This window comes from Citrobacter sp. CK195 (assembly GCF_030333365.1).
GTDB classification, from domain to species: domain Bacteria; phylum Pseudomonadota; class Gammaproteobacteria; order Enterobacterales; family Enterobacteriaceae; genus Citrobacter_B; species Citrobacter_B koseri.
Genome location: NZ_JAOWGB010000026.1, coordinates 1012983 through 1028403, shown reverse-complemented (window position 1 = coordinate 1028403; position 15421 = coordinate 1012983). Strand labels below are relative to the sequence as shown.

15 protein-coding genes are annotated in these 15421 nt (G+C 52.5%); all 15 read left to right on the top strand.

Features of this window, described 5'->3' with window-relative positions; translation table 11 throughout:
- Window positions 1–95: 95 nt before the first annotated feature.
- The 15 genes from rsmG (at window position 96) to pstA (ending at window position 15328) form a co-directional block, all read left to right on the top strand.
- A complete protein-coding gene (gene rsmG / locus OGX93_RS22200; RefSeq protein ID WP_047460080.1) occupies window positions 96–719 on the top strand; it encodes a 16S rRNA (guanine(527)-N(7))-methyltransferase RsmG in 624 nt (207 codons plus the stop codon).
- Window positions 720–1334: 615 nt separating this feature from the next.
- The gene (atpI, locus tag OGX93_RS22195) at window positions 1335–1715 is read left to right on the top strand and encodes a F0F1 ATP synthase subunit I (RefSeq protein WP_012131096.1); all 381 of its coding nucleotides are present in this window, start codon (window positions 1335–1337) and stop codon (window positions 1713–1715) included.
- 8 nt (window positions 1716–1723) lie between these two features.
- Window positions 1724–2539: a F0F1 ATP synthase subunit A gene (atpB, locus tag OGX93_RS22190; RefSeq protein ID WP_047460083.1), complete on the top strand. Its 816-nt coding sequence runs from the start codon at window positions 1724–1726 to the stop codon at window positions 2537–2539.
- Between the two features lie 47 nt (window positions 2540–2586).
- Window positions 2587–2826 carry a F0F1 ATP synthase subunit C gene (atpE, locus tag OGX93_RS22185; protein ID WP_000429386.1) on the top strand — a complete coding sequence of 80 codons (240 nt, stop codon included), beginning with the start codon at window positions 2587–2589 and terminating at the stop codon, window positions 2824–2826.
- A 59-nt stretch (window positions 2827–2885) separates the two neighbouring features.
- Entirely contained in the window at window positions 2886–3356 is a 471-nt protein-coding gene (gene atpF / locus OGX93_RS22180) for a F0F1 ATP synthase subunit B (RefSeq protein ID WP_003827022.1), read from the top strand.
- A gap of 14 nt (window positions 3357–3370) precedes the next feature.
- Window positions 3371–3904, top strand: a complete 534-nt coding sequence (gene atpH, locus OGX93_RS22175) for a F0F1 ATP synthase subunit delta (protein ID WP_012000833.1) — start codon at window positions 3371–3373, stop codon at window positions 3902–3904.
- A 12-nt stretch (window positions 3905–3916) separates the two neighbouring features.
- On the top strand, window positions 3917–5458 hold the full coding sequence (atpA, locus tag OGX93_RS22170) for a F0F1 ATP synthase subunit alpha (RefSeq protein WP_012000831.1): 1542 nt from the start codon (window positions 3917–3919) through the stop codon (window positions 5456–5458).
- A gap of 50 nt (window positions 5459–5508) precedes the next feature.
- Window positions 5509–6372: a F0F1 ATP synthase subunit gamma gene (gene atpG, locus OGX93_RS22165; protein WP_047460091.1), complete on the top strand. Its 864-nt coding sequence runs from the start codon at window positions 5509–5511 to the stop codon at window positions 6370–6372.
- A 26-nt stretch (window positions 6373–6398) separates the two neighbouring features.
- Entirely contained in the window at window positions 6399–7781 is a 1383-nt protein-coding gene (atpD, locus tag OGX93_RS22160; RefSeq protein ID WP_012000829.1) for a F0F1 ATP synthase subunit beta, read from the top strand.
- 20 nt (window positions 7782–7801) lie between these two features.
- A complete protein-coding gene (locus OGX93_RS22155; protein WP_012000828.1) occupies window positions 7802–8221 on the top strand; it encodes a F0F1 ATP synthase subunit epsilon in 420 nt (139 codons plus the stop codon).
- A gap of 312 nt (window positions 8222–8533) precedes the next feature.
- Window positions 8534–9904: a bifunctional UDP-N-acetylglucosamine diphosphorylase/glucosamine-1-phosphate N-acetyltransferase GlmU gene (gene glmU / locus OGX93_RS22150; RefSeq protein ID WP_286448770.1), complete on the top strand. Its 1371-nt coding sequence runs from the start codon at window positions 8534–8536 to the stop codon at window positions 9902–9904.
- A 240-nt stretch (window positions 9905–10144) separates the two neighbouring features.
- Window positions 10145–11974 carry a glutamine--fructose-6-phosphate transaminase (isomerizing) gene (gene glmS / locus OGX93_RS22145; protein ID WP_286448769.1) on the top strand — a complete coding sequence of 610 codons (1830 nt, stop codon included), beginning with the start codon at window positions 10145–10147 and terminating at the stop codon, window positions 11972–11974.
- Window positions 11975–12293: 319 nt separating this feature from the next.
- The gene (pstS, locus tag OGX93_RS22140; protein ID WP_024130085.1) at window positions 12294–13334 is read left to right on the top strand and encodes a phosphate ABC transporter substrate-binding protein PstS; all 1041 of its coding nucleotides are present in this window, start codon (window positions 12294–12296) and stop codon (window positions 13332–13334) included.
- A gap of 144 nt (window positions 13335–13478) precedes the next feature.
- On the top strand, window positions 13479–14438 hold the full coding sequence (gene pstC / locus OGX93_RS22135; RefSeq protein WP_012000823.1) for a phosphate ABC transporter permease PstC: 960 nt from the start codon (window positions 13479–13481) through the stop codon (window positions 14436–14438).
- Complete coding sequence (gene pstA / locus OGX93_RS22130) at window positions 14438–15328, top strand: phosphate ABC transporter permease PstA (protein WP_012000822.1); 891 nt, start codon at window positions 14438–14440, stop codon at window positions 15326–15328. Before pstC ends, pstA begins: the two co-directional genes overlap by 1 nt.
- Window positions 15329–15421: the final 93 nt, after the last annotated feature.

Genomic DNA, 15421 nt, shown 5'->3' with positions numbered 1-15421 from the left:
AATTTGGCGGGGGCGCTTCGCTTGCCCGCCCTACAAATTTGTAGGCCCGATAAGCGAAAGCGCATCGGGCATTTGATTATTAACAGGTAACGACCGTGCTTAACAAACTCTCCCGTCTGCTGGATGAAGCAGGCATTTCGCTTACCGATCACCAGAAAAATCAGCTGATTGCGTATGTCGATATGCTGCACAAATGGAACAAAGCCTACAACCTGACGTCAGTGCGGGATCCTAACGAGATGTTGGTACGCCATATTCTGGACAGCATCGTTGTGGCGCCGCACCTGCAAGGGGAGCGTTTTATTGACGTCGGTACGGGACCGGGGCTGCCGGGGATCCCGCTCTCCATTGTCCGTCCTGAATCGCATTTCACGCTGCTGGATAGCCTGGGCAAGCGGGTACGCTTTCTGCGCCAGGTTCAGCACGAACTCAAGCTGGAAAATATTACGCCAGTGCAGAGCCGCGTTGAAGAGTTCCCTTCTGAGCCGCCGTTTGATGGCGTGATCAGCCGTGCATTCGCCTCTCTCGATGACATGTTGAGCTGGTGTCGCCACCTGCCGGGGGAAAATGGCCGCTTTTATGCGTTAAAGGGTCAGTTGCCGGAAGAGGAAATCGCCTCACTGCCTGCGGCGTTCAGCGTCGAGTCCGTGGTTAAACTGCGTGTCCCGCAGCTGGAAGGCGAACGTCATTTGGTGGTCATTAAGCCAAACAAAATTTAATTTTTATCAAAAAAAATAGAAAAAAAACGGGCGCTCGCGTGTTAACAATCGCGAGGTAACGAATAGTTATACCTTGTTACTGTTAACCATGAGTTCACCGTTTTGTATCATTGCTACAACGTAGCTCTTTTTATTAAAAAATGAATTAATCAACATTGAAAATATCAGGTTGCTAAAAATTGAACCTAAGAATCACTCAGGTATGTTGAATTTTTATTATAAATGTCAATGAATGGTTTTTAGCTTGTAACCGGGTGTTTTTTAAATAGTGAGTGATTTTAGGCTTAAATATCAGAAAGATGAAAAGGCATCATTTGCCAAGTAAATAAATACTGCCGGGGCGAATATGCTCAATATGTGATCCGAAGCACGCTTTATCACCAGTATTTACGCGCCATTTGCAGTTTTGCATGATCGTTCACAGTTTGATGAAAAGTGATAAATGTGCACCAGGGAAAAATATTTAAACATTTATTCACCTTTTAGCTACTTATTGTTTGAAATCACGAGGGCGCACCGTATAATTTGACCGCTTTTTGATGCTTGACTCTAAGCCTTAAAGAACGTTTTATACGACACGCGGCATACCTCGAAGGGAGCAGGAGTAAAAACGTGATGTCTGTGTCGCTCTTGAGTCGAAACGTTGCTCGTAAGCTTCTGTTCATTCAGCTTCTGGCGGTAATAGCAAGTGGATTGCTGTTTAGCCTCAAAGACCCCTTCTGGGGCGCTTCCGCCTTATGCGGAGGCCTGGCAGTGTTGCTGCCTAACATGTTGTTTATGATATTTGCCTGGCGTCACCAGGCGCATACACCTGCGAAAGGCCGCGTGGCTTGGTCATTCGCCTTCGGCGAAGCCTTCAAGGTGTTAGCGATGCTGGTTCTACTGGTGGTGGCGTTGGCGGTTTTTAAGGCGGTATTTTTGCCGCTGATCGTTACGTGGGTTTTGGTGCTGGTGGTTCAGATACTGGCGCCGGCTGTAATTAACAACAAAGGGTAAAAGGCATCATGGCTTCAGAAAATATGACGCCGCAGGATTACATAGGACACCATCTGAACAACCTTCAGTTGGACCTGCGTACATTCTCGCTGGTGGATCCGCATAACCCCCCAGCCACCTTCTGGACGCTCAATATTGACTCCATGTTCTTCTCGGTGGTGCTGGGTCTGTTGTTCCTGCTTATGTTCCGCAGCGTAGCCAAAAAGGCGACCAGCGGCGTACCAGGTAAATTTCAGACCGCGATTGAGCTGGTCATCGGCTTTGTGCATGGTAGCGTGAAAGACATGTACCATGGCAAAAGCAAGCTGATTGCGCCGCTGGCCCTGACGATCTTCGTCTGGGTATTCCTGATGAACCTGATGGACTTACTGCCTATCGATCTGCTGCCGTATATCGGCGAGCATATCTTCGGTCTGCCGGCACTGCGTGTCGTTCCGTCCGCTGACGTGAACATCACCCTGTCGATGGCGCTGGGCGTATTTATCCTCATTCTGTTCTACAGCATCAAAATGAAAGGCATCGGCGGCTTCACGAAAGAGTTGACGCTACAGCCGTTCAATCACTGGGCGTTCATCCCTGTCAACTTAATCCTTGAAGGGGTAAGTCTGCTGTCCAAACCGGTATCACTCGGTCTGCGACTGTTCGGCAACATGTATGCCGGTGAGCTGATTTTCATTCTGATTGCTGGTCTGTTGCCGTGGTGGTCACAGTGGATTCTGAATGTGCCGTGGGCCATTTTCCACATCCTGATCATTACGCTGCAAGCCTTCATCTTCATGGTTCTGACGATTGTCTATCTGTCGATGGCGTCTGAAGAGCATTAATTTTACCAACACTACTACGTTTTAACTGAAACAAACTGGAGACTGTCATGGAAAACCTGAATATGGATCTGCTGTACATGGCTGCCGCTGTGATGATGGGTCTGGCGGCAATCGGTGCTGCGATCGGTATCGGCATCCTCGGGGGGAAATTCCTGGAAGGCGCAGCGCGTCAACCTGATCTGATTCCTCTGCTGCGTACTCAGTTCTTTATCGTTATGGGTCTGGTGGATGCTATCCCGATGATCGCTGTAGGTCTGGGTCTGTACGTGATGTTCGCTGTCGCGTAGTAAGCGTTGCTTGAATTAAGAGCAATATCAGAACGTTAACTAGATAGAGGCATTGTGCTGTGAATCTTAACGCAACAATCCTCGGCCAGGCCATCGCGTTTGTCCTGTTCGTTCTGTTCTGCATGAAGTACGTATGGCCGCCGTTAATGGCTGCCATCGAAAAACGTCAAAAAGAAATTGCTGACGGTCTTGCTTCCGCAGAACGAGCACATAAGGACCTTGACCTTGCAAAGGCCAGCGCGACCGACCAGCTGAAAAAAGCGAAGGCGGAAGCTCAGGTAATCATTGAGCAGGCGAACAAACGTCGCGCTCAGATCCTGGATGAAGCCAAAACTGAAGCAGAGCAGGAACGTACTAAAATCGTGGCCCAGGCGCAGGCGGAAATTGACGCCGAGCGTAAACGTGCCCGTGAAGAGCTGCGTAAGCAAGTTGCTATCCTGGCTGTTGCTGGCGCCGAGAAGATCATCGAACGTTCCGTGGATGAAGCTGCTAACAGCGACATCGTGGACAAACTTGTCGCTGAACTGTAAGGAGGGAGGGGCTGATGTCTGAATTTGTTACGGTAGCTCGCCCCTACGCCAAAGCAGCTTTTGACTTTGCCGTCGAACACCAAAGTGTAGAGCGCTGGCAGGACATGCTGGCGTTTGCCGCCGAGGTAACCAAGAACGAACAAATGGCAGAGCTTCTCTCTGGCGCGCTGGCGCCGGAAACGCTCGCTGAGTCGTTTATCGCAGTCTGCGGTGAGCAACTGGACGAAAACGGTCAGAACCTGATTCGGGTGATGGCTGAAAATAATCGTCTGAACGCGCTCCCGGATGTTCTGGAGCAGTTTATTCACCTGCGCGCCGCGAGTGAGTCCACCTCTGAAGTTGAGGTAACTTCCGCCACCGCATTGAGTGAAGAACAGCTTGCGAAAATTAGCGCTGCGATGGAAAAACGTCTGTCACGCAAAGTTAAGCTGAATTGCAAAATCGATAAGTCTGTAATGGCAGGCGTTATCATCCGAGCGGGTGATATGGTCATTGATGGCAGCGTACGCGGCCGTCTTGAACGCCTTGCAGACGTCTTGCAGTCTTAAGGGGACTGGAGCATGCAACTGAATTCCACCGAAATCAGCGAACTGATCAAGCAGCGCATTGCTCAGTTCAATGTTGTGAGTGAAGCTCACAACGAAGGTACTATTGTTTCTGTAAGTGACGGTGTTATCCGCATTCACGGCCTGGCCGATTGTATGCAGGGTGAAATGATCTCCCTGCCGGGTAACCGTTACGCTATCGCACTGAACCTGGAGCGCGACTCTGTAGGTGCGGTTGTGATGGGTCCGTACGCTGACCTTGCCGAAGGCATGAAGGTTAAATGTACTGGCCGTATCCTGGAAGTTCCGGTTGGCCGTGGCCTGCTGGGCCGTGTGGTTAACACCCTGGGCGCGCCAATCGACGGTAAAGGTCCGGTTGAGCACGATGGCTTCTCTGCTGTTGAAGCTATCGCGCCGGGCGTAATCGAACGTCAGTCCGTTGATCAACCTGTTCAGACGGGTTATAAAGCCGTTGACTCCATGATCCCAATCGGTCGTGGCCAGCGTGAATTGATCATCGGTGACCGTCAGACCGGTAAAACCGCTCTGGCAATCGACGCCATCATCAACCAGCGTGATTCCGGCATCAAGTGCGTCTACGTGGCTATCGGCCAGAAAGCGTCCACCATCTCTAACGTGGTTCGTAAGCTGGAAGAACACGGCGCGCTGCAAAATACCATTGTTGTGGTTGCTACCGCATCTGAATCTGCCGCACTGCAATACCTGGCGCCGTATGCCGGTTGCGCAATGGGCGAATACTTCCGCGACCGCGGCGAAGATGCGCTGATCATCTACGATGACCTGTCCAAACAGGCTGTTGCTTATCGTCAGATCTCCCTGCTGCTCCGTCGTCCGCCAGGACGTGAAGCATTCCCGGGCGACGTATTCTACCTCCACTCTCGTCTGCTGGAGCGTGCTGCGCGTGTTAACGTTGAATACGTTGAAGCCTTCACGAAAGGTGAAGTGAAAGGGAAAACCGGTTCTCTGACTGCGCTGCCGATTATCGAAACCCAGGCGGGTGACGTTTCTGCGTTCGTTCCGACCAACGTAATTTCTATTACCGATGGTCAGATCTTCCTGGAAACCAACCTGTTTAACTCTGGTATTCGTCCTGCGGTTAACCCGGGTATCTCCGTATCCCGTGTTGGTGGTGCAGCGCAGACCAAGATCATGAAGAAACTGTCCGGTGGTATCCGTACCGCGCTGGCACAGTATCGTGAACTGGCGGCGTTCTCCCAGTTTGCATCTGACCTTGACGATGCAACCCGTAAACAGCTTGACCACGGTCAGAAAGTGACTGAACTGCTGAAACAGAAACAGTATGCGCCGATGTCCGTTGCGCAGCAGTCTCTGGTTCTGTTCGCGGCAGAACGTGGTTATCTGGCGGATGTAGAACTGGCGAAAATCGGTAGCTTCGAAGCCGCTCTGCTGGCTTACGTCGACCGTGATCACGCTCCGTTGATGCAAGAGATCAACCAGTCCGGTGGCTATAACGACGAAATCGAAGGCAAGCTGAAAGGCATCCTCGATTCCTTCAAAGCAACCCAGTCCTGGTAACGTCTGGTGGCCTGCCTTAAGGCAGGCCGCAAGGCATTGAGGAGAAGCTCATGGCCGGCGCAAAAGAGATACGTAGTAAGATCGCAAGCGTCCAGAACACGCAAAAGATCACTAAAGCGATGGAGATGGTCGCCGCTTCCAAAATGCGTAAATCGCAGGATCGCATGGCGGCCAGCCGTCCTTATGCAGATACCATGCGCAAAGTGATTGGTCACCTTGCGAACGGTAATCTGGAATATAAGCACCCCTATCTGGAAGAACGCGACGTTAAGCGCGTGGGCTACCTGGTGGTGTCGACCGACCGTGGTCTGTGCGGTGGCTTGAACATTAACCTGTTCAAGAAACTGCTGGCGGATATGAAAGCATGGTCCGATAAAGGCGTTCAGTGCGACCTCGCAATGATCGGCTCTAAAGGCGTGTCTTTCTTTAGTTCCGTAGGTGGCAATGTTGTCGCCCAGGTGACGGGTATGGGGGATAACCCATCCCTGTCCGAACTGATCGGCCCGGTAAAAGTGATGTTGCAGGCCTATGATGAAGGCCGTCTGGACAAGCTTTACATTGTCAGCAACAAATTTATTAACACCATGTCTCAGGTTCCGACTATCACTCAGCTGCTGCCGTTACCGGCTTCAGAAGATGATGAACTGAAACGTAAAACCTGGGATTACCTGTACGAACCCGATCCGAAAGCGCTGCTGGATACCCTCCTGCGTCGCTATGTGGAATCTCAGGTTTATCAGGGCGTGGTAGAAAACCTGGCCAGCGAGCAGGCCGCACGTATGGTGGCGATGAAAGCCGCGACCGACAATGGCGGCAGCCTGATTAAAGAGCTGCAGTTGGTATACAACAAAGCTCGTCAGGCCAGCATTACTCAGGAACTCACCGAAATCGTCGGTGGTGCATCCGCGGTATAACCAGGTTAATTCGTAGAGGATTCAAGATGGCTACTGGAAAAATTGTCCAGGTAATCGGCGCCGTAGTTGACGTCGAGTTCCCTCAGGATGCCGTACCGCGCGTGTACGACGCCCTTGAGGTGCAGAATGGTAATGAACATCTGGTGCTGGAAGTTCAGCAGCAGCTCGGTGGCGGTATCGTACGTACCATCGCCATGGGTTCTTCCGACGGCCTGCGTCGTGGTCTGGATGTGAAAGACCTTGAGCACCCGATCGAAGTCCCGGTAGGTAAAGCAACGCTGGGTCGTATCATGAACGTACTGGGCGAACCAGTAGACATGAAAGGCGAGATCGGTGAAGAAGAGCGTTGGGCTATCCACCGTGCGGCACCGTCCTACGAAGAGTTGTCAAACTCTCAGGAACTGCTGGAAACCGGTATCAAAGTTATCGACCTGATGTGTCCGTTCGCGAAGGGCGGTAAAGTGGGTCTGTTCGGTGGTGCGGGTGTAGGTAAAACCGTAAACATGATGGAGCTGATCCGTAACATCGCGATCGAACACTCCGGTTACTCCGTGTTTGCGGGCGTAGGTGAACGTACTCGTGAGGGTAACGACTTCTACCACGAAATGACCGACTCCAACGTTATCGACAAAGTATCCCTGGTTTACGGCCAGATGAACGAGCCGCCGGGAAACCGTCTGCGCGTTGCGCTGACCGGCCTGACCATGGCGGAGAAATTCCGTGACGAAGGTCGTGACGTTCTGCTGTTCGTCGACAACATCTACCGTTACACCCTGGCCGGTACGGAAGTATCCGCACTGCTGGGTCGTATGCCTTCAGCGGTAGGTTACCAGCCGACCCTGGCGGAAGAGATGGGTGTTTTGCAGGAACGTATCACCTCCACCAAAACCGGTTCTATCACCTCCGTACAGGCGGTATACGTACCTGCGGATGACTTGACTGACCCGTCTCCAGCCACCACCTTTGCGCACCTTGACGCAACCGTGGTACTGAGCCGTCAGATCGCGTCTCTGGGTATCTACCCGGCCGTTGACCCGCTGGATTCCACCAGCCGTCAACTGGACCCGCTGGTTGTTGGTCAGGAGCACTACGACACCGCGCGTGGCGTACAGTCTATCCTGCAACGTTACCAGGAACTGAAAGACATCATCGCCATCCTGGGTATGGATGAACTGTCTGAAGAAGACAAACTGGTGGTAGCTCGCGCACGTAAGATCCAGCGCTTCCTGTCCCAGCCGTTCTTCGTGGCAGAAGTATTTACCGGTTCTCCGGGTAAATACGTCTCCCTGAAAGACACCATCCGTGGCTTTAAAGGCATCATGGAAGGCGAATACGATCACCTGCCGGAGCAGGCGTTCTATATGGTCGGTTCCATCGACGAAGCCGTGGAAAAAGCCAAAAAACTTTAACGCCTTAATCGGAGGGTGATATGGCAATGACTTACCACCTGGACGTCGTCAGCGCAGAGCAACAAATGTTCTCTGGTCTGGTCGAAAAAATCCAGGTAACGGGTAGTGAAGGTGAACTGGGTATTTACCCGGGCCACGCGCCGCTGCTCACCGCCATTAAGCCTGGTATGATCCGCATCGTTAAACAGTTCGGTCATGAAGAGTTTATCTACCTGTCTGGCGGCATTCTTGAAGTGCAGCCTGGCAGCGTGACCGTACTGGCTGATACCGCGATTCGCGGCCAGGATCTCGACGAAGCGCGAGCTCTGGAAGCGAAACGTAAGGCTGAAGAGCGCATTAAGAGCTCTCATGGTGACGTGGATTACGCTCAGGCATCTGCGGAACTGGCCAAAGCGATCGCCAAACTGCGCGTTATCGAGTTGACCAAAAAAGCGATGTAACACCGGCTTGAAAGCATAAAAACCAGTCTGAAATCAGGCTGGTTTTTTTTTGCCTGAATGTTATTCCGTGCTGTTTCATCTTTATTCATGGGTCAAAAAAATAGCAAAAACATTAACCTAAGCCTTTAATGAAAGGTAAGTCTGACTTTTCTGAAGACAAAAGGCAGGGCGATGAACGAAAATATCCCATTAACAAGCGGTGAAAACCCCGCGTTGAGCGTTTTCTCTTCTACCCATTTCACGATGAAAAAAATGTAGTATTTTCAATGTGAAACGGTATAAGTTCGTTCTCAAATTACAGTCAGGACGCGTATGTTGAATAGTGCTATGAGCGTAGTGATCCTTGCCGCAGGCAAAGGCACGCGTATGTATTCCGATCTTCCTAAAGTGCTGCATACCCTTGCGGGAAAAGCGATGGTTCAGCATGTCATTGATGCCGCTAATGAATTAGGCGCATCTCAGGTGCATCTGGTCTATGGCCACGGCGGCGATCTGCTTAAAAACACCCTTAAAAATGACAACCTGAACTGGGTTTTGCAGGCAGAGCAACTGGGAACGGGTCATGCGATGCAGCAGGCGGCGCCGTTCTTTAGCGATGACGAAGACATTTTAATGCTCTATGGCGATGTGCCGCTGATCTCTGTGGAAACCTTACAGCGTCTGCGTGACGCCAAACCGCAGGGCGGCATTGGTTTGTTAACCGTGAAGCTGGACGATCCGAGCGGTTACGGTCGTATTACGCGTGAGAACGGTAAAGTGACCGGCATCGTTGAGCATAAAGATGCCACCGACGAACAGCGTCAGATCCAGGAAATCAATACCGGTATCCTGATCGCTAATGGTGCGGACATGAAGCGCTGGCTGGCGAAACTGACCAACAATAATGCTCAGGGTGAATATTACATTACCGACATCATTGCGCTGGCGTATCAGGAAGGCCGCGAAATCGCTGCTGTACACCCGGATCGTTTAAGCGAAGTGGAAGGCGTAAACAACCGTTTGCAACTCTCTCGTCTGGAACGCGTTTATCAGTCCGAACAGGCCGAAAAGCTGCTGCTGGCTGGTGTGATGCTGCGCGATCCCGCGCGTTTTGACCTGCGCGGCGCTCTCACCCACGGGCGCGATGTTGAAATTGATACTAACGTTATCATCGAAGGCAACGTCACGCTGGGTCACCGCGTGAAGATTGGCGCGGGTTGCGTTATTAAAAACAGCGTAATTGGCGATGACTGTGACATCAGCCCGTACAGCGTGGTGGAAGATGCGCACCTGGAAGCGGCCTGTACTATTGGTCCGTTTGCCCGTCTGCGCCCCGGCGCGGACCTGCGGGAAGGCGCTCATGTCGGCAACTTCGTTGAAATGAAAAAAGCGCGTCTGGGGAAAGGTTCGAAAGCGGGCCACCTGAGCTATCTGGGTGATGCGGAAATTGGCGACAACGTGAATATCGGCGCGGGCACCATTACCTGCAACTACGATGGCGCAAATAAATTCAAAACGATTATTGGCGATGATGTGTTTGTCGGTTCTGATACTCAGCTGGTGGCGCCAGTTACCGTGGGTAAAGGTGCGACCATCGCCGCCGGCACAACCGTTACCCGCAATGTCGCGGATAACGAACTGGTGTTAAGCCGCGTGCCGCAGGTGCATAAGCAGGGCTGGCAGCGTCCGGTGAAGAAGAAGTAAGTCTTTTTGCCGGATGGCGGCTTTGCCTTATCCGACCTACGTTCGATGACGTTCTGTAGGCCGGATAAGCGTAAGCGCCATCCGGCAGATGAGGGATGAGGCGATAAAGATATATCGCTCGCCCAAAAGCAGTACCTATAAAAATAACCCCACTCTCTACAAGGCTCGGGGCGCCCGAAAATACGGGTATACAGGTCGGCGACAACGACAGGCTTAATGCCAAAATCGGAATTAAATACTATGTGTGGAATTGTTGGCGCTATCGCGCAACGTGATGTAGCTGAAATCCTTCTCGAAGGTTTACGTCGTCTGGAATACCGTGGTTATGACTCTGCCGGTCTGGCTGTGGTTGATGCGGAAGGTCACATGACCCGTCTGCGTCGCCTTGGTAAAGTACAGATGCTGGCCCAGGCAGCGGAAGACCATCCTCTGTCTGGCGGCACCGGTATTGCTCACACCCGCTGGGCGACCCACGGCGAACCTTCGGAAGCAAACGCGCATCCGCATGTTTCTGACCACATTGTGGTGGTGCATAACGGCATCATCGAAAACCATGAACCACTGCGTGAAGAACTGAAAGCGCGTGGTTATACCTTCGTTTCTGAGACCGACACCGAAGTGATTGCTCACTTAGTGCACTGGGAGCTGGAACAGGGCGGGACGCTGCGTGAAGCGGTTATGCGTGCGATTCCGCAACTGCGCGGCGCGTACGGCACGGTAATCATGGATACCCGTCACCCGGATACGCTGCTGGCGGCGCGCTCTGGCAGCCCGCTGGTTATCGGTCTGGGTATGGGCGAAAACTTTATCGCTTCCGACCAGCTGGCGCTGCTGCCGGTAACCCGTCGCTTCATCTTCCTGGAAGAAGGCGATATTGCGGAAGTGACCCGTCGTTCGGTCTCCATCTTCGATAAATCCGGCGCGGAAGTGAAACGTCAGGATATCGAATCCAGTCTGCAATATGACGCGGGCGATAAAGGTATTTACCGCCACTACATGCAGAAAGAGATCTACGAACAGCCGAATGCGATTAAAAATACGCTGACCGGGCGTATCAGCCACGGTGAAGTGGATTTAAGCGAGCTGGGGCCAAAAGCGAACGAACTGCTGTCTCAGGTTGAACATATTCAGATTATCGCCTGTGGCACGTCGTATAACTCCGGTATGGTCTCTCGCTACTGGTTTGAATCGCTGGCCGGTATTCCGTGCGACGTCGAAATCGCCTCTGAATTCCGCTACCGCAAATCCGCCGTGCGTCGTAACAGCCTGATGATCACCCTGTCTCAGTCTGGCGAAACGGCGGATACCCTGGCCGGTTTGCGCCTGTCGAAAGAGCTGGGCTATCTGGGTTCTCTCGCCATCTGTAACGTTCCGGGTTCTTCCCTGGTGCGTGAATCCGATCTGGCGATGATGACCAACGCCGGGACGGAAATCGGCGTGGCCTCCACCAAAGCGTTTACCACTCAGCTGACCGTTCTGCTGATGCTGGTGGCGAAGCTGGCGCGTCTGAAAGGTCTGGATGCGTCTATCGAGCACGACATCGTTCACGGTTTGCAGGCGCTGCCGAGCCGTATTGAACAGATGCTGTCTCAGGACAAGCGTATCGAAGCGCTGGCGGAAGATTTCTCTGACAAACACCATGCCCTGTTCCTGGGCCGTGGCGATCAGTATCCGATCGCGCTGGAAGGCGCGCTGAAGCTGAAAGAGATCTCTTATATTCACGCAGAAGCGTATGCGGCAGGTGAGCTGAAACATGGCCCGCTGGCGCTGATCGACGCAGATATGCCGGTTATCGTGGTGGCGCCGAACAACGAATTGCTGGAAAAACTGAAATCCAACATCGAAGAAGTCCGCGCCCGTGGCGGCCAGTTGTACGTCTTCGCCGACCAGGATGCCGGTTTTGTCAGCAGCGACAACATGCACATCATTGAGATGCCGCATGTGGAAGGGGTGATTGCACCGATCTTCTACACCGTTCCGCTGCAACTGCTGGCGTATCACGTTGCGCTGATCAAAGGCACCGATGTGGACCAGCCGCGTAACCTGGCGAAATCAGTTACCGTTGAGTAATCGTGATGATGCCCTGCGAAAGCGGGGCATTTTTTTCTGCGCTGTTCTGTTTTTAATCAATTCTCCCGTCGTTTTAATGTGACAAACCGTCATCTTCAGCTACTGTTTTCAGTGTCATAAAAAGAAAATTTTCATGAAATCGCATTGTCATGAAGTGAATTAACTGATTGTTTATAAATTATTTTTTCTGTGATTTATTTCATTAGTTTTCGTTGTCATAAAACTGTCATATTTCGTACATTTAACTGTCACCTGTTTGTCCTATTTTGCTCATCGTAGCCACTTAACAATGATTTACGAAAATCTTGCAGGAGACATTATGAAAGTCATGCGTACCACTGTCGCAACTGTTGTCGCCGCGACCTTATCCATGAGCGCGTTCTCTGCTTTCGCAGCAGCGAGCCTGACAGGTGCAGGTGCAACTTTCCCTGCGCCGGTGTATGCCAAATGGGCTGATACCTATCAGAAAGAGACCGGTAGCAAAGTAAACTACCAGGGTATCGGCTCCTCCGGTGGTGTAAAACAAATTACGGCTAACACCGTTGATTTCGGTGCATCCGACGCTCCGCTGTCTGACGAAAAACTGGAGCAGGAAGGTCTGTTCCAGTTCCCGACCGTCATTGGCGGCGTAGTGCTGGCGGTGAATATCCCGGGTCTGAAGTCTGGCGAACTGGTGCTGGATGGGAAAACCCTGGGTGACATCTATCTGGGTAAAATTAAGAAGTGGGATGATGAAGCCATCACCAAACTGAATCCGGGTCTGAAACTGCCTTCTCAGAACATCGCCGTTGTGCGTCGTGCAGATGGTTCCGGCACTTCTTTCGTTTTCACCAGCTACCTGGCGAAAGTGAACGAAGAGTGGAAATCTAAAGTCGGCGCTGGCTCTACCGTTAACTGGCCGACCGGTCTGGGCGGTAAAGGTAACGACGGTATCGCCGCATTCGTACAGCGTCTGCCAGGCTCTATCGGCTATGTTGAATACGCTTATGCGAAGCAGAACAACCTGGCTTACACCAAACTGATTTCAGCGGATGGTAAACCCGTAAGCCCGACCGAAGAGAGCTTTGCTAACGCCGCGAAAGGCGCTGACTGGAGCACCTCTTTCGCTCAGGATCTGACGAACCAGCAAGGTGACGATGCGTGGCCAATCACTTCCACCACCTTCATCCTGGTCCACAAAGAGCAGAAGAAACCTGAGCAGGGCGCTGAAGTGCTGAAGTTCTTCGACTGGGCATACAAAAATGGCGGCAAACAGGCGAATGACCTGGATTACGCCAGCCTGCCGGACAGCGTTGTTGAGCAGGTTCGTGCAGCATGGAAGACCAATGTGAAGGACAGCAGCGGTAAGGCGCTGTACTAATAGAATATCTTTAACGAACTGGCGGATGGCGCTACGCTTATCCGCCCTACAGTTCCGACTGTAGGCCCGATTTGTAGGCCGGATAAGCGTAGCGCCATCCGGCATGGGCAACTTCGTAAACGCGTTTAATGGAAAGAGTAATTTATGGCTGCAACCAAGCCTGCTTTTAACCCGCCGGGTAAAAAGGGTGACATGATATTCAGCGCGCTGGTAAAACTGGCTGCGCTGATTGTGCTATTGATGTTGGGTGGCATTATTGTCTCGCTGATTATCTCCTCCTGGCCAAGCATTGAGAAGTTTGGCTTCTCGTTCCTGTGGACTAAAGAGTGGGATGCGCCAAACGATATCTACGGCGCGCTGGTTCCCATTTATGGCACGCTGGTTACCTCGTTTATCGCTCTGCTGATCGCCGTTCCGGTGAGCTTCGGTATTGCCCTGTTTCTGACGGAACTGGCACCGGGCTGGCTGCGTCGCCCGCTGGGCATCGCCATCGAACTGCTGGCGGCTATCCCCAGTATCGTCTACGGCATGTGGGGCCTGTTTATCTTCGCGCCGCTGTTTGCTACCTGGTTCCAGGAACCGGTCGGGAATATTCTTTCCAACATTCCGTTTGTTGGCGCACTGTTCTCTGGCCCGGCATTTGGTATCGGTATTCTGGCGGCGGGCGTTATTCTCGCCATTATGATCATTCCTTACATCGCGGCAGTTATGCGCGATGTCTTCGAACAAACCCCGGTGATGATGAAAGAGTCGGCCTACGGCATCGGCTGCACCACCTGGGAAGTTATCTGGCGTATCGTCCTTCCGTTCACCAAAAATGGGGTGATTGGCGGCGTTATGCTGGGACTGGGTCGTGCGCTGGGAGAAACCATGGCGGTGACCTTTATCATCGGTAACACCTACCAGCTCGACAGCGTTTCGCTGTACATGCCGGGCAACAGTATCACCTCTGCGCTGGCGAACGAATTTGCCGAAGCGGAGTCTGGTCTGCACGTTGCCGCGTTGATGGAACTGGGTCTGATTCTGTTTGTGATTACCTTCATTGTGCTGGCGATTTCTAAGCTGATGATTATGCGTCTGGCGAAGAATGAGGGGGCACGCTAATGGCTACGCTTGAAATGCAAACGACCGCAGAACTGGCGGAATCCCGCCGTAAAATGCAGGCTAAGCGCCGCACGAGAAACCGCATCGCATTGACGCTCTCAATGGCGACGATGGCGTTTGGGCTGTTCTGGCTCATCTGGATCCTGATGTCCACCATTACGCGTGGTTTCGACGGCATGTCGCTGGCGCTGTTTACCGAAATGACGCCGCCGCCGAATACCGCTGGCGGTGGTCTGGCGAACGCCCTGGCGGGGAGCGGACTGTTAATTTTGTGGGCGACGGTATTTGGTACGCCGCTTGGCATCATGGCGGGGATCTACCTGGCGGAATATGGCCGTAAATCCTGGCTTGCGGAAGTGATACGTTTCATTAACGACATCCTGCTTTCCGCGCCGTCTATCGTGGTCGGTCTGTTTGTTTACACCATCGTGGTGGCGCAAATGGAGCACTTCTCCGGTTGGGCGGGCGTGATTGCGCTGGCGCTGCTACAGGTGCCTATCGTCATTCGTACCACAGAGAACATGCTGAAACTGGTGCCGGATAGCCTGCGTGAAGCGGCCTATGCGCTGGGGACGCCGAAATGGAAAATGATCTCGGCGATTACCCTGAAAGCCTCGATTTCCGGGATCATCACTGGCGTACTGCTGGCGGTTGCCCGTATTGCGGGTGAAACCGCGCCGCTGCTCTTTACTGCGCTTTCCAACCAGTTCTGGAGCACCGACATGATGCAGCCTATCGCTAACCTGCCGGTCACTATCTTTAAATTTGCGATGAGTCCGTTCGCGGAGTGGCAGCAACTGGCCTGGGCTGGGGTGTTGATCATTACCCTGTGCGTATTGTTGCTGAATATTCTGGCGCGCATCATTTTTGCGAAGAGTAAACACGGTTAATTTCAGGTGCCGGATGGCGGCGTAAACGCCTTATCTGGCCTACAGATGTGAACAGCGGTTAATTTTTTACGGCGCGGCCAACGGCGACGCCGA